The sequence below is a fragment of the Pseudarthrobacter sp. SORGH_AS 212 genome, from assembly GCF_030818145.1.
Taxonomy (GTDB): Bacteria; Actinomycetota; Actinomycetes; order Actinomycetales; family Micrococcaceae; genus Arthrobacter.
The window spans coordinates 3282912-3307020 of sequence record NZ_JAUTAA010000001.1; the positions used below are offsets into that span (position 1 = coordinate 3282912).

The 24109-nt window shown below is 67.2% G+C and carries 18 protein-coding genes and 1 pseudogene; 14 read left to right on the forward strand and 5 right to left on the reverse strand.

Annotated elements, in window-relative coordinates:
- Window positions 1-64: 64 nt before the first annotated feature.
- The gene (locus QE394_RS14990; RefSeq protein WP_268156526.1) at window positions 65-745 is read right to left on the reverse strand and encodes a FadR/GntR family transcriptional regulator; all 681 of its coding nucleotides are present in this window, start codon (window positions 743-745) and stop codon (window positions 65-67) included.
- Between the two features lie 6 nt (window positions 746-751).
- Window positions 752-2101 (reverse strand): MFS transporter, encoded by a 1350-nt coding sequence (locus QE394_RS14995; protein WP_349034974.1) that lies wholly within the window; start codon window positions 2099-2101, stop codon window positions 752-754.
- Window positions 2102-2251: 150 nt separating this feature from the next.
- Between QE394_RS14995 and QE394_RS15000 the strand changes: the two genes are divergently transcribed.
- A complete protein-coding gene (locus QE394_RS15000; protein ID WP_349034975.1) occupies window positions 2252-3865 on the forward strand; it encodes a CYTH and CHAD domain-containing protein in 1614 nt (537 codons plus the stop codon).
- A 74-nt stretch (window positions 3866-3939) separates the two neighbouring features.
- Here the strand turns inward: QE394_RS15000 and map are convergent, their stop codons facing one another.
- Window positions 3940-4722, reverse strand: coding sequence for a type I methionyl aminopeptidase (gene map / locus QE394_RS15005; protein WP_349034976.1), 783 nt, complete (start codon window positions 4720-4722; stop codon window positions 3940-3942).
- Between the two features lie 113 nt (window positions 4723-4835).
- Here map and QE394_RS15010 point away from each other — a divergent pair, with 113 nt between their 5' ends.
- Complete coding sequence (locus QE394_RS15010; RefSeq protein WP_056075641.1) at window positions 4836-5132, forward strand: helix-turn-helix transcriptional regulator; 297 nt, start codon at window positions 4836-4838, stop codon at window positions 5130-5132.
- Window positions 5133-5168: 36 nt separating this feature from the next.
- Here QE394_RS15010 and QE394_RS15015 read toward each other — a convergent pair whose 3' ends face one another.
- Window positions 5169-6605, reverse strand: coding sequence for a PucR family transcriptional regulator (locus QE394_RS15015; RefSeq protein ID WP_261619272.1), 1437 nt, complete (start codon window positions 6603-6605; stop codon window positions 5169-5171).
- Between the two features lie 166 nt (window positions 6606-6771).
- Here QE394_RS15015 and QE394_RS15020 point away from each other — a divergent pair, with 166 nt between their 5' ends.
- The 8 genes and pseudogenes from QE394_RS15020 (at window position 6772) to QE394_RS15055 (ending at window position 17299) form a co-directional block, all read left to right on the forward strand.
- Complete coding sequence (locus tag QE394_RS15020; RefSeq protein ID WP_056076399.1) at window positions 6772-8202, forward strand: aminobutyraldehyde dehydrogenase; 1431 nt, start codon at window positions 6772-6774, stop codon at window positions 8200-8202.
- A gap of 13 nt (window positions 8203-8215) precedes the next feature.
- Window positions 8216-9586 (forward strand): 4-aminobutyrate--2-oxoglutarate transaminase, encoded by a 1371-nt coding sequence (gene gabT, locus QE394_RS15025; protein WP_349034977.1) that lies wholly within the window; start codon window positions 8216-8218, stop codon window positions 9584-9586.
- Between the two features lie 515 nt (window positions 9587-10101).
- Window positions 10102-10590 (forward strand): hypothetical protein, encoded by a 489-nt coding sequence (locus QE394_RS15030; RefSeq protein WP_349034978.1) that lies wholly within the window; start codon window positions 10102-10104, stop codon window positions 10588-10590.
- 2 nt (window positions 10591-10592) lie between these two features.
- Window positions 10593-11930 (forward strand): glycosyltransferase family 2 protein, encoded by a 1338-nt coding sequence (locus QE394_RS15035; RefSeq protein ID WP_056075628.1) that lies wholly within the window; start codon window positions 10593-10595, stop codon window positions 11928-11930.
- Complete coding sequence (locus QE394_RS15040) at window positions 11920-13722, forward strand: polysaccharide deacetylase family protein (protein ID WP_156368301.1); 1803 nt, start codon at window positions 11920-11922, stop codon at window positions 13720-13722. Before QE394_RS15035 ends, QE394_RS15040 begins: the two co-directional genes overlap by 11 nt.
- 57 nt (window positions 13723-13779) lie before the next feature.
- A complete protein-coding gene (locus tag QE394_RS15045) occupies window positions 13780-15570 on the forward strand; it encodes a polysaccharide deacetylase family protein (protein WP_349034979.1) in 1791 nt (596 codons plus the stop codon).
- 42 nt (window positions 15571-15612) lie between these two features.
- Window positions 15613-16503 (forward strand): annotated as a pseudogene (locus QE394_RS15050) (glycoside hydrolase); the annotation flags it as partial.
- A gap of 103 nt (window positions 16504-16606) precedes the next feature.
- Entirely contained in the window at window positions 16607-17299 is a 693-nt protein-coding gene (locus QE394_RS15055) for an endo-1,4-beta-xylanase (protein ID WP_349034980.1), read from the forward strand.
- A gap of 10 nt (window positions 17300-17309) precedes the next feature.
- Here the strand turns inward: QE394_RS15055 and rarD are convergent, their stop codons facing one another.
- A complete protein-coding gene (gene rarD, locus QE394_RS15060; protein ID WP_349034981.1) occupies window positions 17310-18335 on the reverse strand; it encodes an EamA family transporter RarD in 1026 nt (341 codons plus the stop codon).
- A gap of 104 nt (window positions 18336-18439) precedes the next feature.
- Here rarD and QE394_RS15065 point away from each other — a divergent pair, with 104 nt between their 5' ends.
- The 4 genes from QE394_RS15065 (at window position 18440) to QE394_RS15080 (ending at window position 24093) form a co-directional block, all read left to right on the forward strand.
- On the forward strand, window positions 18440-19438 hold the full coding sequence (locus QE394_RS15065; protein ID WP_349034982.1) for a DNA topoisomerase IB: 999 nt from the start codon (window positions 18440-18442) through the stop codon (window positions 19436-19438).
- A gap of 82 nt (window positions 19439-19520) precedes the next feature.
- A complete protein-coding gene (locus tag QE394_RS15070; RefSeq protein ID WP_349034983.1) occupies window positions 19521-20963 on the forward strand; it encodes an FAD-dependent oxidoreductase in 1443 nt (480 codons plus the stop codon).
- Window positions 20964-21074: 111 nt separating this feature from the next.
- The gene (locus QE394_RS15075; RefSeq protein ID WP_349034984.1) at window positions 21075-22421 is read left to right on the forward strand and encodes a GAF domain-containing protein; all 1347 of its coding nucleotides are present in this window, start codon (window positions 21075-21077) and stop codon (window positions 22419-22421) included.
- 148 nt (window positions 22422-22569) lie between these two features.
- Window positions 22570-24093, forward strand: coding sequence for an aldehyde dehydrogenase family protein (locus QE394_RS15080; RefSeq protein ID WP_349034985.1), 1524 nt, complete (start codon window positions 22570-22572; stop codon window positions 24091-24093).
- The last annotated feature ends 16 nt before the right edge of the window (window positions 24094-24109 follow it).

Consider the following 24109-nt stretch of genomic DNA (forward strand, 5'->3'; position numbering starts at 1 on the left):
GGATGGGGGAGCTGGATCAGCTAGTAAGCCTACTGACCGGTTGCGCTCCGGCGAAACGGGCTGCCTAGGCAGTGAGCCATTCGGCGCAGGAGTTCAGGTTCCGGTTGACGGTGGCCACCGCGGCATCGGCGTCGCCGCGCTCGATCGCGTCCACCAGGATGCCGTGCCCCTCCATGGGAAGTCCGTCGAAGCCCGGTCTCTTCTGCTGCGCCAGGAGGTCCTGGTGCAGGGCCGGGCCAAAGCTGACGTACAGCTCATGCAGCAGGGGATTTCCCGATGCCTGGGCCACCCGAGCGTGGAAGCCCCAGTCTGCCGTTGCCCAGGCTTCGCAGTCACCGCTGCGCCAGGCCTGGTCCCGGGCGGTGAGGAGCGCCCGGAGTGCCGTGACGTCGTCGGCCGTGGCATGCTTGGCGGCGAGCCTGGCCGCCTGGGTGTCCAGGCCCAGCCGTACCTCAAGGATGTGTTCGGCGGTGTGGTCCTGGAACAGCCGGCGGGCGGCGCCGGAAATTTCGCTGGTGGCGCGCACGTAGGTGCCATCGCCCCGCCGGACCTCCAGCATGCCGCTGTGTGCCAGGGCCTTGACCGCCTCGCGGAGCGTCCCGCGCGAAACGCCCAGTCGGGCTATGAGCTCGGACTCGGAGGGGATCCGCTGTTGGAGCGGCCATTCGCCGGAGTGGATCATGGTGCGCAGTTTGGCGGTGACCTCGTCGGCAAGCGGGGGCCGGACGGACGGGCTAAGGCTCATGGCTTGTTACTTTACTTTCCCGGACGTCAGCAGATGCGCCACCGCCATCTGCACCACGGCCAGCACCAGCAGCAGCGCCAGCGGCAGCGTCCAGCCGCCAGTGGCACTGTGCAGCATGCCCATGCCGAACGGGCCCGCTGTGGCCAGCAGGTAGCCGGTGGACTGGGCCAGGGTGGACAGCGCCGTGGTCTCGGCGGTGTCCCTGCCGCTGCGGCTGATCATCACCATGACCAGCGGGAAAATTCCCAGCCCGAATCCCAGGAGCACGGCCGGAATGATGGACAGGCTGACGGGCAGGAACAGCAGCAGCGCCACGCCCGCGGCCATGGTGGTGCTGACCAGGTAGAACGCGGGCCGCAGCATCCCGGGCCTGGAGCCAAGGGCAATCAGCAGCACGCCGGCGGGCACGGACACCAGCTGCATCACGCCGAACATCAGGCCGCTCTCGGAGGCGCTGAGCCCCAGCGTGGTGAGCATGTAGGGGAACCAGCTCAGGAGGGCGTAGGCGAGCAGGGCCTGCAGCGTGAAGATTGCGGTGAGGAGTGCGCCCTTGCGGGTCCGCAGCAGCGGCCACGGCAAGGTGCCGGCACCTGCGGGCCGTGCGCTGTGCCGGTGGGCGTGCAGCGCAACGGGCAGGAAACCCAGCAGCGCGGCCAGGGCCATGATGCCGATCGAGCCAACCGCCGCCGACGGCGAGCTCAGGGCCTGCGCCAGCGGCACCACGGCCACGGACGTCAGGGTGCCGCCGGTGGTCATGGTGACGGTGTACACCGCCGTCATCAGCGAAGTGCGGGCGGCGAAGTGTTCGCGGATGAAGGACGGCATGGCAACGTTGCAAACAGCCAGCCCGGACATGCCCACCACGGTTCCGGCCACGAGCATTCCTGTTGCGGGAATGCCCCGGAGGAGGAGGCCCCCGGCCAGCAGGGCCAGGGAGAGCAGGATGGCCTTCTCCACGCCTACCTTGCCCGTCAGCCACGACGTTGCCGCGCCCGCCAGTGCAAAGCACAACGTAGGGATGGACGGGATGATCGCCGCCACCAGGGGGCCGTAGCCGAGTACCAGCTGCAGGTCGTGCAGCAGCGCGGACGCCCCCGTGATGCCTGCGCGCAGGTTAAGCCCTATGAGCACCAGCGCGATGACGCTGAACACGACGGCGGTGCGCGTCTTGGGCGCTGCCAATACGTGCGCCGCATTGCCCGGCAGGGGGCCGGGCTGCGCTGTTTTGGGTTGCACAGGGCTGGGCTGTGCCGCTGTGCCCAGCCCCGGCGCTGTGTTGGGGGCGTCCTCAGCGGCGGCGACAGGTGCGGGCGGGTGGGATGCGCGTGCGGCGGCAGGGGGTGGCGAGGCGGACATTTTTCCAGACTAAAGGTTAGACGTTTGATGTCTAGGGTTTTGTGGGGAAGCTCTCCGTCCAGCAGGTGGGGGCAATAGAATGCGAGCGGGAGCCCGGCGGCCCGGCCGGTCCGGGCCATCGCCGGTAACGGACGCGTGGGAGGAGCGGTTGTGAAGGCTGTACAGGCCGTGGAGGTCGAGAAGAAGTACGACGTCGGCGATGATGCCGTAGTGCCGCAGCTCCAGGAGCTTCCCGGAATAGCGCGGGTTGGGGAGGCCCATACCGCCGAATTGGAGGCCGTCTACTTCGACACCGGCCAGCGGACCCTGCAGTCCCGCCGCATCACTCTGAGGCGGCGGACAGGAGGGACGGACGCCGGATGGCACCTGAAGCTGCCAGCGGAAGCGGCATCACCCGAGAAAACGCCGGCTGCCCAAGGCGCCGTTCCTGAAGGGGCGGCCCAGGCGGAGGCCGCACCCCCGCGGCGGCGCGAGCTGCACGCCCCACTGGGCCAGCCCGACGTCGTACCGGACAGCTTGCTGGCTTACGTGCAGGCCTTTGTGCGCGCGAACCCCCTCGTGCCCGTGGTGCGGCTGAAGACCGAGCGGACAACCTACCCGCTCTACGGACCTGACGGCGTGCACCTGGCCGACCTGGCCGACGACAGGGTGGACGCCCAACCCCTCGGCGGCGGCGCGGCCGCCGGCGGGAAGCACTGGCGCGAATGGGAACTGGAACTGGTCCATGGATCAACCAGCCTCTTTGAACCGGCCGGCCAGGTCCTCGCCACCGCCGGCGCCCGCCCGGCCGGCCATGCGTCCAAGCTGGCCAAAGCCTTGGGGGCGGGCAGAACTTCGAAGGCCGCAGGCGGCGAAGCGGGTGGCGGCACCGCCCTTCTGGCGGGGAAGAAAGCGCCGGCCGCCGCCGTCGTCACCGTCTTCCTTTCGGGCCAGCTCAATCAGCTTCTTGAACACGACGCCGGAGTGCGCCTGGAGGAGCCGGAGGCGATTCACGACATGCGCTCGGCCGCCCGCCGGATGCGGTCTGCGCTCGCCGCCTACCGCAAGCTCTACCGTGCCGTTCCCGTGCGGCGCCTCCGCGATGAGCTCTCATGGCTGGGCGGGGTGCTCGGTGCGCCCAGGGATGCCGAGGTGCTTCGCTCCCGTTTGCTGGGCCAGGTCGCTGAACTGCCGCCCGGTGAGGGGGCCGAGGCGGCCCGGGACTTCCTTGACCGCCGCGCGGGGGCAAAGTTCGACGCCGGGTACCGGCTCCTGCAGGAGGCGCTGGTGTCCGGGCGCTACTTCCGCCTCCTGGACAGCCTCGAGGATTTCCGGGACACCCCGCCGGTTCGCGGCACCGCCGTGGAGCCGGGGCGGCGCGCGGTGGCGAAAGCGGTGGACAAGGCGGCCAAACGGATCCGGCGCTCCCATAAGGCGGCGCTGCACACCCGCCGGGGAATCGAGCGTGAGACCGCCCTCCACCAGGTACGCAAGGATGCCAAGCGGCTGCGGCATGTAGCGGAATCTGCGGCGGCCGTCAGCGGCAAGCGTGCCCGGAAGGTGGCCAAGGCCGCCCACCGGCAGCAGAAGGTCCTCGGCGATTACCACGACGCCGTCATTGCCCGGGACCTGCTGGCCGGGCTGGGCTCCGAAGCGCCGCCGGCGGCCACGGACTCCTTGGCGGCCCTGTTGGCCAGGCAGCATGAGCTGATCTCGGCGGCGGAGAAGAAATACCGCAAGGCGCGCAAGAAGTCACGGGACCTTTTGCGGGGCGGCGTCCTGTAGCCCCTCCTGTTGCGCTATCTCTCAGGGTCGCTAAAACCCTGTGTTAGGGACCCGATCCGACAGGGCACCGGGGGTTAGGGCCGCGTTCCCGTGGGCAGGGTGAGGATTTCAGCCCCGTCCTCGGTGATGGCGATGGTGTGTTCGGTGTGGGCCGTCCGGCAGCCCGTGGCGCTGCGGAGCGTCCAGCCGTCCGCGTCGGTGACGAGTTCGGCGGTATCCGCCATGATCCACGGTTCCAGGGCAAGCATCAGGCCGGGGCGGAGCTTGAAGCCGCGGCCGGGCCGGCCCATGTTGGGCACGTGCGGGTCCTGGTGCATGGTGGAGCCGATGCCGTGGCCGCCGAACTGCCTGTTGATGGGGTAGCCGGCGTCGGTGAGGACGCGGCCGATGGCGTAGGAAACGTCCCCGATCTTGGCATCCGGCCCGGCGGCGGCGATGCCTGCGGCCAGGGCGCGTTCGGTGGCGTCGATCATGGCCACGCTCCCGGCCGGCCCTGAACCGCCCACCAGGAAGCTGATGGCGGCGTCGGCGGCAATGCCGTCCTTGACGACGGCGAGGTCAAGTGTCAGCAGGTCGCCGTCCACCAACGCGTAGTCCCGGGGGAGCCCGTGCAGCACGGCGTCATTGACGCCGGTGCAGATGTAGTGCCCGAACGGCCCGCGCCCAAAGGACGGCGCATAGTCCACGTAGCAGGATTCCGCGCCCGCCGCCGTGATCATTTCCGCGGTCCAGCGGTCGATCTCCAGCAGGTTCGTGCCCACGGTGGCCCGGCTCTTCATGGCCTGCAGGATGTCGGCCACCAAGGCGCCCGTCACCCGGGCCTTGGCGATCTCGGCGGGGTTGAGGATCTCGATCATGCGGTGCCCTTTCCGGTGGCTGGCTCGTTCCAGGGTGTGTGCGCTGTGTTTCCAGCAGGGTTCACGGCCAATAACTATACCGGTCATATTATCCCGGTATTACTATTGGAACCATGGTCAGACTGCCGCTTACCCCCGAAGAAGTCGAGCGCGGGCAACGCCTCGGCGCGCTGCTGCGGCGTGCCCGGGGGGACCGCTCGATGCTGGAGACTGCGCTCGACGCCCTCGTGTCACCGGAGACCCTGCGGAAAATCGAGTCAGGCCGCGTGGCCACGCCTGCTTTCCCCACCATTGCGGCCATCGCCGACGTCCTGGGGCTGTCCCTCGACGCCGTGTGGGCAGAGATCAATGAACCACCGTCAGCGGCCCGCGCTACTTCCCGAACGGCTCCACAGCGCCTCGCGTCCTAGGCTCCAGCACCTGGCCCGCTCCCGGTCATTGGGCGGCTATTTGCCCTGCCGCGCGGACAGGCGCGCCACGGCCAGGGCAAGCCATAGCTGCACCCGGTCTGGCGTGACCGAGGGGTCGTACCCGGTCAGTTCGGTGATCTGGGCCAGCCGGTACCGGACGGTGTTCCGGTGCAGCGTGAGCTGCTCCGCCACGGCCGCCACCGAACCGTTGTTGGTCAGGTAGCTCTCCAGGGTGGTCATCAGCTCGGCGCCGTGGGCGGCATCGAAGGCCCGCAGCGGGTTCAGCGATTCGTGGGCCATGTCCGCCAGGGGCACGTCCTCGCTGGCCAGCAGGAGCGAAGTCAGGCTCAACCTTTCAGGTTCGTTCACCGGCAGCCCGTGGCCTGCGGCATCGCGGGCCTCAAAGTAGCTCCAGCGCAGGCCGTTCGGCTTCGTGTAGGCGCCGCCGATGCCGATGGTTGCGTGGATGCCCGCCTCTGCCAGGTGGTCGCTGAGCTGGCGGGCCAGGGCCGGCGCCGCCCCGCCGTCGTCGTTGATCACCACCACCAGGTCCTTACCCACGACGGCGGCTACCGCGCCTTCCAGCGCGCGCGGAACAGACGTGCTCCCCAGGGCCTTGTGGTGGGCGGGGGAGACAGCCAGCAGCACGACGTTCTTGCGGGTGCTGTTGATGCCCACCCCGGCCAGCCTCCGCTGCGCCTCGCTGGTCTCCAGGGCGCCGTGGATGACGTCCTCGAGCACCTGGCCGCACAGGGCACGCTGCGCCTGCCGCTGCTTGACCATGTTGTTCAGCTCCACGCTGATGAGGTTCTGCGCATAGCCCACGATTCCCGTGTCCTCGAACGGCTGGCGGACCCAGAGCGTGCAGGCGTCGCGGCGGCCGGTGGGGATGGGAAAGGAGGACCAGGAATCGGCTGCGGGGGTGGCGGTGCTGCTGTTGTACAGCTGGGCCGTGAACTGTGTGAGCGCGATGTCCGTGCGCAGCATGCTGCCGAGCTGCTTCAGCAGTTCCGCGAGGCCGCCGCCGGTCAGCAGCGCACGGGCCAGGATCTGGTGCCCGGCGATCAGGCGTTCAAGCTTGGAGTAATGGTCCGCGGACTGCGCATCCGCCACCAGCTTGGTGATGGCGATGAAGGGGGTCTCGTACGGGACTTCCACCACAGGCAGGCCCCACCGGTTTGCCTCCGCCAGCAGCGCCGGCGGCACAGCATCGTGCGAGAGTCCCACCCCAAACCCGATCCCCACCGCGCCGGCCCGCTGGACTTGCCGGACAAAGCGGCGCTGCTCCGGCGCGGACTTCAACCTCAGCCCTGTGGTGAGGATCAGCTCGCCGCCGTTGAGGAACCGCTGCGGGTCCTCCAACTCCGTGACTGCAACCCAGTTAATGTCCTGGTGCCAGGTGGTCTCGGCAACCCCTGCCTTGGACAGCTTCAGGGAGTTCACGCCCAGCAGGGCGGCGAGGGAAATGGCCATGGAACAAGGATACGGGGATGCTGGACAACCGCACTAAGTCCTTGCGCGAAGGGTGTGCAGGTGGCTATTCACTCGGGTTGGGGGCTGGCATAGGCTCAAGGCAGTTCCATCCATCCGCCGTGGTCTCCGCCGGGCGCGTTGGCCCCTATGAAAGAGGTTGCACACCGTGGTCCAAACCTTGCAGAACTTCATCAACGGAAAGTTCGTCACTCCCGCCGGCACCGAGGTGCTGGACGTGGTCAACCCCACCAACGGGGACGTCGTGGCGCACTCGCCGATCTCTGTGCAGGCGGACGTGGACGCTGCCATGGCCGCGGCCGCGGAGGCGTTCAAGTCGTGGAAGCACGCAACCCCGGGCCAGCGCCAGCTGATGCTGCTCAAGCTCGCCGACGCCGTCGAGGCCAACAGCGACGAACTCGTCGAGGCCCAGCACCGCAACACCGGCCAGGTCCGCTCCCTGATTGCGTCCGAGGAAGTTGCCGCCGGCGCCGACCAGCTGCGGTTCTTCGCCGGTGCCGCCCGCATCCTTGAGGGCAAGTCCGCCGGTGAGTACTTCGAGGGCCACACCTCGTACGTCCGCCGCGAGCCCATTGGCGTCGTAGCCCAGGTGGCTCCGTGGAACTACCCGTTCCTGATGGCCATCTGGAAGATCGGTCCGGCCCTGGCCGCCGGCAACACCGTGGTCCTCAAGCCCTCGGACACCACTCCGGAGTCCACACTGGTCCTCGCCCGGCTGGCCGGAGAGATCCTGCCGGCGGGCGTCCTGAACGTTGTCCTCGGAACCGGCAAGACCGGCGCCATGATGGTGGACCACAAGGTCCCCGGCCTGGTGTCCATCACAGGCTCGGTCCGTGCCGGCATTGCCGTCGCTTCCGGGGCCGCCAAGGGCCTCAAGCGCGCCCACCTGGAACTTGGCGGCAAGGCACCGGCCATCGTCTTCAAGGACGCCGACATCAAGAAGAGCGCCGCGGCCATCGCCGAATTCGCCTTCTTCAACGCCGGCCAGGACTGCACGGCCATCACCCGCGTGCTGGTGGAGGATTCAGTCCACGACGACGTCGTCGCCGCCATGGTGGAGCACACCCGGACCCTGCACACCGGTTCGCAGAACGACGAAGACAACTACTTCGGGCCGCTGAACAACGTGAACCACTTCAACGCCGTCACGTCCGTGGTGGAAAACCTCCCGGCCAACTGCCGCATCGAAACCGGCGGCCACCGGGCGGGGGAGAAGGGCTACTTCTTCGAGCCCACCATCATCACCGGCGCCAAGCAGACCGACGACGTGGTGCAGCAGGAGACCTTCGGCCCTGTCATCACGGTCCAGAAATTCAGCACCGAGGAAGAAGCCGTGGAGCTGGCCAACGGGGTTGAATACGCCCTTGCCTCCAGCGTCTGGACCACCAACCACGGAACCGCCATGCGCCTGAGCCGGGACCTCGACTTCGGCGCTGTCTGGATCAACACCCACATCCTCCTCACCGCCGAAATGCCCCACGGCGGCTTCAAACAGTCCGGCTACGGCAAGGACCTCTCCATGTACGGCGTGGAGGACTACACGCGCATCAAGCACGTGATGTCCGCCCTCGACTCCTAGAAGGAAACCCCTCATGACCACCACTGCAGCAGACCTCACCTACCGCCTGGAGCAGAAGCGCCGAGTCCAGGCCGACTTCCCCGGCCCCAAATCGGTGGCACTGACCGAACGCCGCAAGTCGGTCGTCGCGGCCGGCGTCGCCTCCAGCGTTCCCGTCTACGTGGCGGACGCCGACGGCGGCATCATCCAGGACGTCGACGGCAACTCCTTCATCGACCTCGGCTCAGGCATCGCGGTGACCAGCGTGGGAGCGTCCGATCCCGCCGTCGTCGGTGCCGTCAAGGAGGCCGTGGAGCACTTCACCCACACGTGCTTCATGGTCACGCCCTACGAAGGCTACGTGGCTGTTGCCGAGCAGCTGAACCGGCTCACCCCGGGTGACCACGAGAAGCGCACCGTGCTCTTTAACTCCGGCGCCGAGGCCGTGGAAAACGCGGTCAAGGTGGCCCGCCTGGCCACCGGGCGCGACGCCGTCGTGGCCTTCGACCACGCTTACCACGGCCGCACCAACCTCACCATGGCGCTCACCGCCAAGGCCATGCCGTACAAGACCAACTTCGGCCCCTTCGCCCCCGAGGTCTACCGGATGCCCATGAGCTACCCGTACCGCGAGGAAAACCCCTCGATCACCGGTGCCGAGGCAGCCAAGCGCGCCATCACCGCCATCGAGAAGCAGATCGGCGGCGACCAGGTGGCCGCGATCATCATCGAACCCATCCAGGGAGAAGGCGGCTTCATCGTCCCGGCCGAGGGCTTCCTGCCGGCACTGGCCGCCTGGGCCAAGGACAAGGGCATCGTCTTCATTGCCGACGAAGTCCAGTCCGGCTTCTGCCGCACCGGTGAATGGTTCGCCGTCAACCACGAAGGCGTCGTTCCTGACATCATCACCATGGCCAAGGGCATCGCCGGCGGCATGCCGCTGTCCGCCATCACCGGCCGGGCAGACCTGCTCGACGCCGTCCACCCGGGCGGCCTCGGCGGCACCTACGGCGGCAACCCCGTGGCCTGCGCCGCTGCGCTGGCCTCCATCGGCTCCATGGAAGAGTACGGCCTCAACGCCCGCGCCAAGCACATCGAGGAACTGGCCACCACCAGGCTCAGCGCCCTGCAGGAGGAACTGGCCGGTGCCGGCTCCGCAGTGATTGGTGACATCCGCGGCCGCGGTGCCATGCTCGCCATCGAACTGGTCCAGGCAGGCTCCAAGGAGCCCAACCCGGAACTGACCAAGGCCGTTGCCGCCGCCTGCCTGAAGGAAGGCGTCATCATCCTCACCTGCGGCACCTACGGCAACGTCATCCGGCTGCTCCCGCCGCTGGTCATCACCGACGAGTTGCTGAACGACGGCCTCGACGTCCTGGCCGCCGCCATCAAGGCCAACGCCTAAACAGCAGGCCGCCAAGAACCAAAGGCAGCACCCCCGCACTGCGGGGGTGCTGCCTTTTTGGTTAACAGGTTTTCCCGGTTTTCGGTGCCGTTTTCCCGGGCTAACTACCCACTCCCCGTCCCGGAGAAGGCGGACTACCTAATGCCCCCTACTTGCCCGCCCGGCAAACACCTAACCACCCGGTAGTTAAGGCAGGTTGCGGTAAGTATCCCCAAGAATTTTTTGGAGTACTTGGTACTCGTGTTAAGCATCCTCAGCTACTCGTAACTTGGACACACCGGGACCCGGAAAGCGGCCCCTGGAGTGCAACTTTGAGGAGTTTCCGGACGGCGAAGCCCCTCCACAATGACGAACGCCTCACAGCGAAGCGAGTAAGCGCCTACCAACATCCGGACGGCGGCACAGGGTTTGAGCGGCTGCAGCGGCATCACCCGAAGCCGGCGAAGGACATCCTGCACAACACAGAGGGGAAACGACGCGATGCAGTTGTCGTACACAGCAACGGAGGGCCTCCGATGAGGGGCATCGAAAGCTTTGCAGTGCCTGCACAGGCCACCTTCGGCCGGGACGGGGCCATGTTTGAAGGCCTGCTCGATTTCGTAGCCCAACTGAGCCTGGTGCTGTGGGGGCTGGTGGTCCTCACTGTGGTGATCCGGTTCGTTGGCGTGGGCTTGTATCGAAGGGGTGCCACCCGCAGGGCACTTGCCGCTGCGCTGGTGCCGCCTGTTCTGACGCCCGAGGTATTGGCGCCGCCTGCACTGGCACCCGAGGCACTGATGCCAGCAGTGTTCACTCCCGTTCCGGTGGCCGCCGCGGACACCCAGGCTGAACTTTCCGCGGGCGGACCCGTCCAGGTCATGGCGTCAGGCGCCTCCCCCAGGGAAGATTTGCAGCCCGCCCAGGCGCCGGCAACCGCAGCGGCATCCGCACAGGTACACCGCCGCATCTTCCGCAGCCGGCGCACCAGGCACATGCCTGCGCTTGCCAGCTCAACGGAGGGGTGAGGATGGACTTCGCTCTCGCCATCTTTTGGCTGTTCGCCGGCGTCAGCATCCTCTACGTCATCCACTTCGGCCTCTACCTTACGGGTGCCAACTTCTACGACATTTGGCAGCAGCGCCGGAAGGGGATGCGGGGTGTGCGGGCCCCCGGCGAGTTCCAGCCGGAATGCGCTGCGACGGCCACCTGGATCCGCCGGGCGCTCCCCGAAGTGCCGGGGCTGGTGTCGATCATCATTGCCGCCCACAACGAGGAATCCGTCATCGTCCGGACCCTCGACTCCATCGCCGGGAGCAGTTACCGCAACTTCGAAGTCTTCGTCGCCGATGACGCTTCGTCGGACCTGACCGGCCGGCTTGTCCGCGACTATCAGGTAAGGCATCCCACGATGGAGCTGCACCTTGTGAGGATGCGCCACAACATCGGCAAGGGCGCGGCGCTCAACGCGGTGCTTCGACGGCACGCCCGCGGACAGTTCGCCATGACGCTCGACGCCGATTCGATCATCGGTCCGGACACCATCACCAACGCTTTGTCCTACTTCGACGACCCCTGCGTCGCCGGTGTCGCCGCGAACGTGCAGATCCTGGACGAGACGACCGTGCTCGGCATCCTGCAACGGTTCGAGCACATGATCGGTTACCGCTCCAAGAAGCTCTACTCGCTGCTAAACGCCGAGTTCGTGGTGGGTGGCGTGGCTTCCACCTACCGGATGCGCGTCCTGCGGAAGGTCGATTTCTACGACACTGACACGGTCACCGAAGACATCGGGCTGAGCGCGAAAATCACCAACCTGGGCAACCGGCGTTTCCGCATGATCTACGGCGCCGACGTGGTTGCCAAGACCGAGGGCGTGCTCTCGCTCCGCGCCCTGGCGAAGCAGCGCTACCGCTGGAAGTACGGGAGCATCCAGAACCTCATCAAGTACCGCGGCATGATGCTCAACCCGAGCCGCAAGTACACGCCGGCGCTGACGTACTACCGGATGCCGATGGCCCTGCTGAGCGAATTCACGCTCCTGGTCTCGCCACTGGCCTGGACGTATGCGGTCTACTGGTCGCTGGCCACGCACACTCCGGCACTGATCCTCGGTGCCTACGCCACCATCACCGCCTACACACTGCTCACCGTGTGGATGGACGAGAACCTGACCGTGCGGGAGCGCGGCAGGCTGTCCGTCTACTCGCCCACGGCATACTTCCTGTTCTACATCATGGACCTGGTGCAGCTGACGGCGGCAATCCGCTGCATCCTGCGTTCCCGGGGCCTTTTCCGGCGTCCCGAAATCAACACCTGGAAGTCACCGCAGCGGGCCGGCAGCCTGGTGGTGGCCCGTGCCACGTAAGCGCCGGCGGCTCCTGCGGGTGCTGCTGAATCCGCTGGTGGTCATTCTGATGGTGGTGGCACTGATCACCGCCGGCTGGCTGCTGTACACGCGGGGGACCGGCAGCCTGGCCCAGGCCCGGCCCGGCGCCAACCTGCTCCCGGCCTTCGACCCGGCCGGCGGGATCACCCCCGCGGCATCCGGCCAGCCGGACCCGGCCGGGCAGGTGGGTGGCTGGACCGTCCGGCGCAGCGGGACCGCAGAGACCTCGCTCGACCTGGCCGCCGGAGAGCTGCAAAGCCAGGCGCTCCGGCTGGACATCTCCGGCTACGCCGCGGGCGACGTCACGCTGACAACCCCCCGCGTCGACGTCAAGCCCCATCAGACCTACCTTTTCAAGGCCTTTGCATCCAGCGACACCGACTTCACCCTGCTGGCCCGCCGCTACCATGCCGATGGCAGCACCGTGCTGGAGCAACTCCGGAACCCGCTGGAGCGGCCGGGAAACACCCCTTATACGGTGAGCGATGCCTTCGACAGTGGGGAGGCGACAATCGCCGTCGAGTACGTCTTCCGGCTGGCATCGGACGGCGCACTCAAGATCGAAGGAGCCTACCTGGAGCCGGCCAACGACGTCGCGCTCCTGCCCTCACCGCCGCCTGGCCCGAACCTCATCCCGAACCCTGGCCTCACGGGGATCCAGCCTGCCGGACCTGATGCATGGTCCCCCTATTCTTCCGGGGCGCTGACGGCGGAGTCCGGCCGGAGCCAGGACGCAGGCGGCAGTTATCTCTGGAACCGGATCTCCAATTACAAGGCCGGCGAGGCAAAGTGGCAGTACCAGCCCATCCCGGTGACCGGTGACAGGTCTTTCGAATTCGGGGCCACTTACCGGTCGGACCGGGAGGTGGACGTGGTGGCCGAGTTCGAGCTCGCCAACGGAGGCCGCGCGTTCCAAAGCCTTGAGACCGTGCTGCCGGCTGGAGAGTGGACCACCGTCAGCGAGTCATTCCAGGCGCCCGCCGGAGCCACCTCAGCTATGGTCACCCTGGTGGCCCACGGGGACGGCACCAGCAGCGTCCGCAACTACTCGCTCACCGACACGACGAAGCCCGGCCCCCTCCGCTGGAGCCAGCCGATGGTCTCGATCACCTTCGACGACGGGTGGCAATCGGTGTACGACCGCGCACTTCCGCTGCTGGACCAGCACGGTTTCCGGTCCACCCAGTACATCAACGCCAGTTCCATCGAGACGCCCAACTTCATGACCGCAGCAGAGGTGCAGCAACTGCACCAGGCCGGGCACGAAATCGCCGCGCACAGCTACGAGCACGTGGACCTGACCTCCATCGGGACGGACCGCCTGGACGAACAGGTGCGCAGGAGCGAAGAGGCGCTGGCAGCGGCCGGTTTTGAAACCCGGGATTTGGCACCCCCGTACGGCCGCCACGACCCGCAGGTGGACTGGTACGCCAACAAGTACTTCGACATTGTCCGCGGCACGGACGATGGCATCAATACGCGGCAAAGCCTGGACCAGCAGGACCTGAAGGTCTTCTACGTGACCGACCAGACCACCATGGCCACCTTGTCCGAAGCGCTCGCCGAGACGGCCCGGATGAACGGATGGCTCATCCTCGTCTACCACCAGATAGCCACGCCGCAGTCCACCGGCACCCAGGAGCACAGCATCGCGGCGGACCGGAGCACCATCACCAGCGACGTTCTCGCCGCCCAGCTGCAGCTTGTCGATGACAGCAATATCGAAGTCCAGCCGGTCATACAGGCCTTCGAGAAGCTACAGGGACCCTGACCAGACTTCGGCGGTGTAACCCGGCGCCGCCGGCCCCAAATAGGAACGGAACAGCACATGACCGGAACCAGATCCAGCCTGGCGCCGTGGCGCGTCAAGCTCATGAGCACCGTGGTGGCGGTGGTGGCCATGGCCGCCGCGCTGCTGACGCCCTCGGCCGCCAACGCGGCTGTGGACAACCCCGCACCCGGACCTCTCGTGTCCTTCACTTTCGATGACGGCGCCCAAAGCGCGCTGACGCAGGCAGCGCCGACCCTCCAGAAATACGGGCTGACAGGCACGAACTACGTCGCCACCGGCTGCGTCGGCATGACGACGGTACCCAACACCTGCCGTGCCGACACGGACGTGCCCTACATGACGTGGAGCCAGATCCTGCAGCTGCAGAACACCTACGGTTGGGAAATCGGATCGCACACCGTCAACCACCAGTGCCTCGTCAGCGTTGGCGATGACTGCCAGGCGAACAAGCTCACCGCAGCCCAGGTGGAGGCCCAGCTGGCGAACAGCAAGTCGGCACTGGCCGCCCAAGGCATCAACGCCACGGCCTTTGCGCCGCCCTACGGCGACTACGACATGCCCACGATTGCGCGCGTAGCCAAGTACTACAGCTCCATGCGCGGCTTCGCCGACACGGGCAACAACATCTGGCCCCTGGGCGACTACCTGCTCCGCAACGTCCCGGTGCAGGAGGTCACCACGCCGGTGGCGGCGCTGAAGGCCCAGGTGGATGCGGCCATCGCCAACAAGCAATGGGTCGTCTTCACGTTCCATGACATCCGGCCCAACCCGAGCCAGGTCCCTGATGACTACCAGTACGGCACCGCGGAACTGGACCAGCTCGCCGCCTATGTGAAGACCAAGGTGGCGGCCGGGCAAATTCGCAACGTCAACGTCAGCAAGGGGCTCGTGACCGGTTCACCGAACCTGATGCCCAACCCGACGTTCAACACGGGAATCGCCGACGGATGGCGTACCGATGCACCTGCCGCGATCACGGCCGACGCCGCGACCAACGGCAGCTTCCCGGACGCAGCCAGGTCCATCAAGATGGTTTCCGGGACGGCCACGGGGCACCTGTTCTCCCCGGCCGTGGCGGTGTCACCGACCACGAACTACCTGTTCAAGTCCTACCTGAACGTTGCCGCCATCACCAGCGGCGAAGTGGGCTTCTACGTGGACGAGTACAACGCGGCCGGGCAGTGGATCTCCGGACAGTTCCGCAAGCGCGAGAACACCAGATGGGTGGAGGCCATGAACTTCACCTACACGCCCAGCTCCACCAATGTGGCCAAGGCGAGCCTTCAGGTGTGGGTGACCGGCACCGGCATCACGGCCTACCTGGACAACGTGCAGCTGCTCGCACTGACCGCAGGGACCACCCCGCCGCCAACGTCCACCAACCTGGTGGCCAACGGCACCTTCGACGCCGGCATCGGCTCGGGCTGGACCACTGACTCCGCGCCCACCATCGTGGCGGACGCAGCCAACCACGGAAGCCCTGCCAACCCGGTCAACTCCGTCAAACTGACGGCCGCGACGGCGAACAAGCACCTGTTCTCACCCCAGGTGGCGGTGACTCCGGGGGCCTACAACATTGCCGGGTACCTGAATGTCGCGGCCCGCACCAGCGGTGAGGTGGGCTTCTACATCGACGAGTACAACGCGGCCGGACAATGGATCTCGGGGCAGTACAAACTCGGCGTGGCAGCTGCTGGAGTGACCAACGTGGACCTGACGTACTCACCGAGCACCACCGCTGTGGCGAAGGCAAGCCTGCAGGTCATCGTCCAGGCCAATTCCGGACTGCAGGCGTATTTCGACGACGTCCGCTGGACCAGGCCCTGACGTCCGGGCAGGGATCGAGGACACCATATGGGAGGAAACAGGATGGCCAGGCGCCCGCGCGTAGTGATCGTGCTGGCGTCCGGCGTCCTGCTCGCCCTTGCAGGCTGCACGCCGGACAATCCGGAGCCTGACGTGGTGCTCAACCTGCTCCAGCAGGACTGGCGGCACACGCCCGGGGTGACGCCCGACGGCGGCGGGCTGCGGGTGGCGGCCACGTCGCGGAGCATCGTGGACCAGGACGGCGGGGGAGGGCAGCCGAACCCGCCGGTCAACCTGGCCGGAACCCACCTCGTGGCCACGGGCGATTTCACCCTCAGCGCAGCGTTCACGGATGTGACAGCCGATGCGTCCCTGACGGTCTATGACAGCCCTCCGGTGATCGCCGACGAATTCCGGATCGAACCCGCGGGCCTGCGGCTCACCCTGCGCGGCGATAACTTGGACATCGCGGTCTTTGACGGCTCACGCCAAAAGTCCGTGACCAACCCCCAGCCGGCACACGATGAGCACGTTCGGCTCCAGGACCCCGGGGCCGAACTTACAGTGCACCGGTCAGGGGACAAGCTCGAGGTGGCCAGCGGAGGGGACACTGTGCTGTCGCAGTCCCTTCGCGGCATCTTCGGCTCCGGGCAGCTGTGGCTGGGACTTGCGAGCGACGGCGGCTCGTTCCAGGTCAGCTCCCTCACCGCCACCGCTCCCGGCGGCGCCTCACTGACCACGGCTGGCCCCGCCGTCGTCCAGGCAAGCCAGTTGCCCGATGGCCTGCAGGCCCTGGCGGCACGGATCCGTCCGGACTTCAGGATCGGGGCCGCGGTGGCACTCGGCCCGCTGGCCTCGGACGCCGAATATGCGCGGGTGCTCGTAGGAAATTTCGGCGCCATCACCCCGGAAAACGCCATGAAGGCGCAGAACCTCTCACCGCAGCAGGGCGTCTACACCTTCGAAGAGGCGGACGCGATCCTCGGGGTCGCCCAAAGCAAGGGCATGGCCGTGCACGGCCCACACCATCGCCTTCACGGAGGCAATGCCCCGCTGGATGCAGGAACTTCCCGCGGGCACCGAAGCGGAACGCAGCGCCAGTGCGGGGGCCCTGCTCGACTACGTCACGGCCGTCGTATCGCACTTCGAAGGCCGGCTCGATTCGCTGGACGTCGTCAATGAACCCTTCGACGTCGACCAGGGCACGGACCTCCAGCAGAACATCTGGTACCGCGTCTTCGGACCGGCCTACCCGGCCGTCGTATCGCAGGCCGTTTACGCGGCCGATCCGCAGGTGAAGCAGTACATCAACGAGAACGGGGCCGACGTCCCGGGGCCACGCCAGGACGCGCTGCTCAAGCTCGCCCTGGACACGAACGCGGTGGGCGGCCACATATACGGCGTGGGCCTTCAGGCCCACGTCTACAACATCGAAACCGACGCCATCCCGGCCGGCGCCCTCATTGAAACACTGCGGAACTTCCAGGACGCCGGGTTGCACGTGCGCATCTCGGAAAACGACGTGGCGGACGACGACGGCACAGACGTCCAGGCCGCGCAGTACGCCACCGTCCTGGACACCTGCCTGCGCTCGAGCGCCTGCGTCTCCTACACGACGTGGGGCGTGGACAACCGCTACGACTGGCTGATCGACGATGACGGCAGCCTGCAGCAGGGCCACGACTACCTGTTCGAAAACGGGAAGCCGACCCCACCCTACGACGCGATAAGGAAAGTGCTGGGCGGCTGACCCGGACCGCTCAGCCGGCGGCCTGCACCGGAGTCCGCCGCCTGGCCAGAGCGTTCTTCCGGGCGGTCCGGAGCATGTCCACCGTGAGCAGCAGCAACGCCACCCACACCACGCCGAAGCCGATCCAGCGCTCTGTGGTCATGGCTTCGCGGAACACCACGAGCGCCACGATGAACTGCAGGACCGGGGCGAAATACTGCAGCAGGCCGATGGTGGTCATCGGCAGCCGGCGCGCGGAGGCGCCGAAGAACACCAAGGGAACCGCGGTGATCACGCCGGAGGCCAGGAGCAGCCAGAAGTGGCCGGCGCCCTGGGTGGTCAGGGTGGCGGCACCCGAAACGCCGAGGGCCACCATGGCGGCGGCCGCGAACGGTGCCAGCACCACGGTTTCCACGCTGAGGCTGGTCACGGCGTCCACCCGGGGCCCCACGCGCTTCTTCACGAAGCCGTACAGGCCAAAACTGAACGCCAGCGTCAGGGCAATCCAAGGCAGCTTGCCGTAGGAGTAGGTCAGCACCCCCACCGCAATGAAACCGATGACGACGGCGGCCCACTGCAGCGGCCGCAGCTTCTCCTTGAGGACGAACACGCCGAGCAGCACGGAAACCAGCGGGTTGATGAAGTAGCCCAGCGAGGTTTCCACCGCCTGGTTGGTGGTCACGCCGTACGTGTACGTCAGCCAGTTGACGGCGATCAGGAAGGCCGCCAGCGCCAGGGAACCGAAGACGGCCCGGGTGCGGAGCGCGGTGACCAGGGCGGGCCAGGCCCTCGTCACGGTGACCAGCAGGGCGCAGAACAGCAGGGACCACACCACGCGGTTGGCCACGATCTCGACGGCGCCGGCTGGCTTGAGCACGAAGAAGTACAGCGGGAGCAGCCCCCACAGCCCGTACGCTCCAATGCCGAAGAGGACGCCCGCCGTCGTATCCTTGTCCGCGGCCTTGGGGGCCGCCGCGTCCGGACGGGCCGGGGCGTGGGCGGAAGCAGGGGGAGTAGCTGCGGGGACGGAGGAATCGGGGTTCGGCACGGAACCCATAACATCAGCAGCCGGCCCGGTATTCCAAGCAGCGGGTCCGAAATCCGGCAATTAGTCAGTACGCTTGCTTTCATGGATTGTGCCTACCTGCCGGACGTGGCCCCTTGAGGCTCCGGCGCAGCAACGCCTCGGGCCGTGGCTACCGCCGGATTCCCGCCGGAAAGGGCTTCAGCTACCGGGACCTTGACGGCTCAACGCTGCCGTCCGGCCCGGTGCGGGAGCGGCTGGAAAGCATCGGTATCCCGCCGGCGTGGACCGACGTGTGGATAGCCCCTTTCGAAAACGGGCACATCCAGGCCACGGGCGTGGACGCTGTGGGCCGCCGGCAGTACATCTACCACCCGCAATGGCGGGAGCGGAAGGACCGGCTCAAGTTCGACCGGTCGCTGCAGCTCGCCGAGTCGCTGCCGGCAGCCCGTCGGCGGGTCACCATGGACCTGCGCAGCGAAGGGTTCACCCGGGAACGCGTGCTGGCCGGAGCCTTCCGGATGCTGGACAGCGGATCCCTGCGGGTGGGATCCGAGCGGTACACCAACGAGAACGGCAGCCGCGGACTGGCCACCCTGCTGTGCGCCCATGTCCAGGTGCGCAAGGACCGGATCCTGCTCAGCTTCCCGGCCAAAAGCGGCAAGGACTGGGAATCGGAAATCCGCGACGCCGACCTCGCCGCCCTGGTAAGGCTGCTCAAGCGGCGCGGTGGCAACGCCCGGCTGCTGGCCTACAAGGACGGCCGGAGCTGGCGGCCGGTCACCAGCGCGGACATCAACGCCTACGTCAAGGAACGCACCGGCTCCGATTTCACGGCGAAGGACTTCCGCACACTTCGCGGCACCCTGGCAGCGGCGGCCAGCCTGGCCCGGACCGGAACGCAACCTACCGTGGCCAAACGGAAGCGGGCCGTCAGCCGGGCCATGATGGATGCGGCCGAAGTGCTGGGAAACACGCCCTCGATTGCCCGGAAAAGCTATGTGGACCCGCGGGTCGTGGACCACTTCAACGACGGTGAAACCATCGACCCCCACCGGATCGAGTCCGCCGAAGCAGAGCTCCGGGCCCTGCTGTACCGCGAAGGTGACGTTGTACCGCTGGCGAAAAGCGGCTGAGGCCTAGAATGGGAAGCTGTTGCGCCACCCAACCCGGCGCGCTCCGCGAATCATGCATGTGATCAGGCCAGAAGGGCTCCCGGTGTCCACTCCCAGCGCTACCAGCTCCACCCGTCCCCTCCGCGTCGCCATCGTGGGCGCAGGACCGGCGGGCGTCTATGCTGCGGACATCCTCACCAAGTCCAGCGGCGTGAAGGACGGCGATTTCGAGGTCAGCATCGACCTGTTCGAGGCCTATCCCGCACCCTATGGCCTGATCCGCTACGGCGTGGCTCCGGACCACCCCCGCATCAAGGGCATCGTCAACGCCCTGCACAAGGTCCTGGACCGCGGCGACATCCGCTTCCTGGGTAACGTAACCTACGGCCGCGACCTCACCCTGCACGATTTCCGCGCGTTCTACGATGCGGTGATCTTCTCCACGGGCGCCATCAAGGATGCGGACCTGGACATCCCGGGCATCAGCCTGCAGGGGTCCTTCGGCGGCGCGGACTTCGTCTCCTGGTACGACGGCCACCCGGATGTTCCGCGTGACTGGCCGCTGGAGGCCAAGGAAATCGCCGTCATCGGCAACGGCAACGTGGCCCTGGACGTGGCGCGCATGCTGGTCAAGCACCCGGAGGAACTCCTCACCACGGAAATCCCGGACAACGTGTACCAGGGACTGAAATCCTCCCCGGTCACGGACGTGCACGTCTTTGGCCGCCGCGGCCCGGCCCAGGTGAAGTTCACCCCGCTGGAACTGCGCGAACTCAGCCACATGAATGATGTGGACATTGTCCTGTACCCCGAGGACTTCGAGTTCGACGAAGCCTCGGACGAGGCCATCCGCAGCAACAACCAGATCAAGACCATGGTGAACACCCTCACCAACTGGCTGGTGGAGGAGCATGCGGAATCGGAGAATCCCTCCTCCCGCCGGCTGCACCTGCACTTCCTGCACAGCCCCGTAGAGATACTTCCGGGGGGCGGGGACGCTGCCGGCGGCAAGGTGGCCGGGATCAAATTCGAACGCATGCAGCTGGATGGCACCGGAAACGCCAAAGGGACGGGGGAGTACGTGGAGTATCCCGTCCAGGCCGTCTACCGTGCCATCGGCTACCACGGCTCGGCGCTGGATGAGCTGGAATACGATGCCAAACGCGGCGTCATCCCCAACGAGGGCGGCCGGGTGCTGGACGCCGAAGGCAACCCCGTCCCGGGCATCTACGCCACCGGCTGGATCAAGCGCGGCCCGGTGGGGCTCATCGGCCACACCAAGGGCGACGCCCTGGAAACCATCGGCTTCCTGCTGGAAGACCGCCTCACCCTGCCGGCGGCCAGCAACCCTGATCCGCAGGCCATCATCGACCTGCTTGAGGAACGCGGCATCGAGTACACCACGTGGGAGGGCTGGAACAGGCTCGATGCGCACGAGGCGGGCCTCGGCGCCGCCTGGACCGGTCCGGAAGGCCTGGACCATGTGGTCCGCGAACGCATCAAGGTGGTTCCGCGCGAGGACATGATCCGCATTTCCCGCGGCTGACACCGGGCTCCCGCCGGGGACCGGTGCCCGCTACAATGGCGAGCATCCCCTGGCCGGCGTGCTGACGCCGTGTCCTCAGAACGCACAGCAGCACAGCAGCACAGGAGTTCGATGAAGAACCTCACCCAGCCGGAGCCGCTGCAGCGCAGCGCCCTGGCCGCCCACGAGAAACTCGACGGCGGCCCGTTTCCTGACGCCCCCGACGTTCCCGGCCTGCGCTCCCTGATCCGTGAGTCCTGGCTCCGCTCCGCCGGGTTCAAGGCCAACCCGGACAACCCCGCCGCGCCGCTGGCCATGGACCACGACGAACTTGATGACTACCGGAGCCGGCATCCGCTGGCCACCATCATGCCGGTCATCAACAAACTCCTGGTCCAGCCCAGCCACGACACCGGGCTCCTGGTGGCGGTGGGTGACGAGGTGGGCCGGCTGCTGTGGGTGGACGGGGATCCCTCGCTGCAGCGCCGCGCGGAAGGCATGATGTTCGTTGCCGGCGCCGACTGGTCCGAAGCTACCGTGGGCACCAGCGCCCCGGGCACTGCCCTGGCGCTGGGCCGCGGGATCCAGATCGCCGGTGCTGAGCACTACCAGCGGGCCGTCCATCCCTGGAGCTGCACTGCCGTGCCCTTCCACGACCCCGATTCCGGCGCGCTGCTGGGGGTTGTGGACATCACCGGGACGGCGGCCGCAGTGGCCCCGCACACCCTGTCGCTGGTGGAGGCCACCGTGGCGGCGGCCCAAGCGCAGTTGCGGGTGGAGCGGCTCCAGGCCGCCGCGCACCTGGCGGGCACGTCCGTACGACGCCGGTCCACGGCATCCGCTGCCCGCACACCGGGCGGTGGTGCGCGGGAGGGCAGCCTGTACCGCAACAGCCTCCAGTTGCTGGGCCGCGACCAGGCACTGCTGAGCATCGAGGGCAAGACCGTTGCGCTGTCCGCCCGGCACAGCGAGATCCTGGCCCTGCTGAGTACGCACCCGGACGGGCTGAGCGCCGAGGAACTGTGCGTCCTGCTCTACCCGGCGGAGGGTTCCAGCATCACCCTGCGGGCTGAAATGGTGCGGTTGCGGAAGGTCCTGCAACAGCTCAACCCGGGCGCCGTGCCCGAATCCCGGCCCTACCGGCTCCCGCTGGACCTGGTGCCGGACAGTGGCCAGGTGCTGAGTTGCCTGCAGCGCGGCGCCCACCGCATTGCGCTGGAAATCTACCGGGGCGCGGTGCTGCCGCGGTCCGAGGCGCCGGGCATCGTCGACCTCCGAAACAAGGTCTCGTCACTCCTGCGCGAGGCTGTCCTCACGGACGGCAGCGCCGATTCGCTGCTGCGCTACGCCGCGCTCCCCGAGGCGAGGGACGACGTCGGGATCCGCCGTGCCGCGCTCCGCCTCCTGCCGCCGCGCTCACCCAAGCGGGCCGGCGTCGTCGCCGAACTGGAACGGCTGGAGGCCGAACTCAGCGCCTAAGGCCTGGCGCGCCGTCGTACGCGCCCTGCAAGGTCGCGGTGACCTGCATCACCTTGTTGCAACCTTGCTGCAACCCCCCTGCTCCTACGCTGGCTGCATCGGCTCATCCCGTACGGGAAAGCCTTCTGCACAGCAAAGGAGCTACGCAATGACCGTTTACGCACAGCCGGGTACCGAGGGCTCGAAGGTCACCTTCAAGGACCGTTACGAGAACTGGATCGGCGGCGAATGGGTGGCCCCGGTCAAGGGCCAGTACTTCGAAAACATCACGCCGGTAACGGGCAAGGCGTTCTGCGAAGTGGCCCGCGGCACCGCAGAGGACATCGAACTCGCACTGGACGCCGCACACAAGGTCGCACCGTCGTGGGGCAAGACGTCCGTGGCTGAGCGCGCCGCCATCCTGAACAGGATCGCGGACCGCATCGAAGAAAACCTCGAAATGCTCGCCGTCGCCGAATCCTGGGACAACGGCAAGCCCATCCGCGAAACCCTCAATGCCGACCTTCCGCTCGCCGCCGACCACTTCCGCTACTTCGCCTCGGCCGTCCGGGCCCAGGAAGGCTCCCTTTCACAGCTCGACGACGACACCACCGCCTACCACTTCCACGAGCCACTCGGTGTCGTAGGCCAGATCATCCCCTGGAACTTCCCCATCCTGATGGCCGTCTGGAAGCTGGCCCCGGCGCTGGCCGCCGGCAATGCCGTGGTGCTCAAGCCCGCCGAGCAGACGCCGTCGTCCATCCTGGTCCTCATGGAACTCATCGGTGACCTGCTGCCCGCCGGTGTGGTCAACGTGGTCAACGGCTTCGGCGTGGAGGCCGGCAAGCCCCTCGCCTCCAGCTCCCGGATCCGCAAGATCGCCTTCACCGGCGAAACCACCACCGGCCGCCTGATCAGCCAGTACGCCAGCCAGAACCTGATCCCGGTCACCCTGGAGCTCGGCGGCAAGAGCCCGAACATCTTCTTCGGCGATGTTGCCCAGGCAGACGACGCGTTCTACGACAAGGCCCAGGAAGGGTTCGCCCTGTTCGCCTTCAACCAGGGCGAAGTCTGCACCTGCCCGTCCCGCGCCCTGGTGCAGGAAGACATCTACGACTCCTTCATGGCCGACGCCGTGGCCCGGGTGGAGAGGATGGTGCAGGGCAACCCGCTGGACACCGAGACCCAGGTGGGCGCGCAGGCCTCGAACGACCAACTGGAGAAGATCCTCTCCTACATCGACATCGGAAAGCAGGAGGGCGCAAAGATCCTCACCGGCGGTGCCCGCGCCGAACTGCCCGGCGACCTGGCCGGCGGCTTCTACGTCCAGCCCACCGTCTTCGAAGGCCACAACCGGATGCGGATCTTCCAGGAGGAGATCTTCGGGCCCGTGGTGGCGGTGACAAAGTTCAGCGACTACAACGACGCCATGGGCATCGCCAACGACACCCTCTACGGGCTTGGCGCCGGCGTCTGGTCCCGCAACGGCAACATCGCCTACCGCGCAGGCCGCGAAATCCAGGCCGGCCGCGTCTGGGTCAACAACTACCACGCCTACCCGGCGGGTGCCGCGTTCGGCGGCTACAAGTCCTCAGGCATCGGCCGCGAGAACCACGCGATGATGCTGGACCACTACCAGCAGACCAAGAACCTGCTGGTCAGCTACAACGAGAACAAGCTGGGCTTCTTCTAGGCCCGGATCCACACCT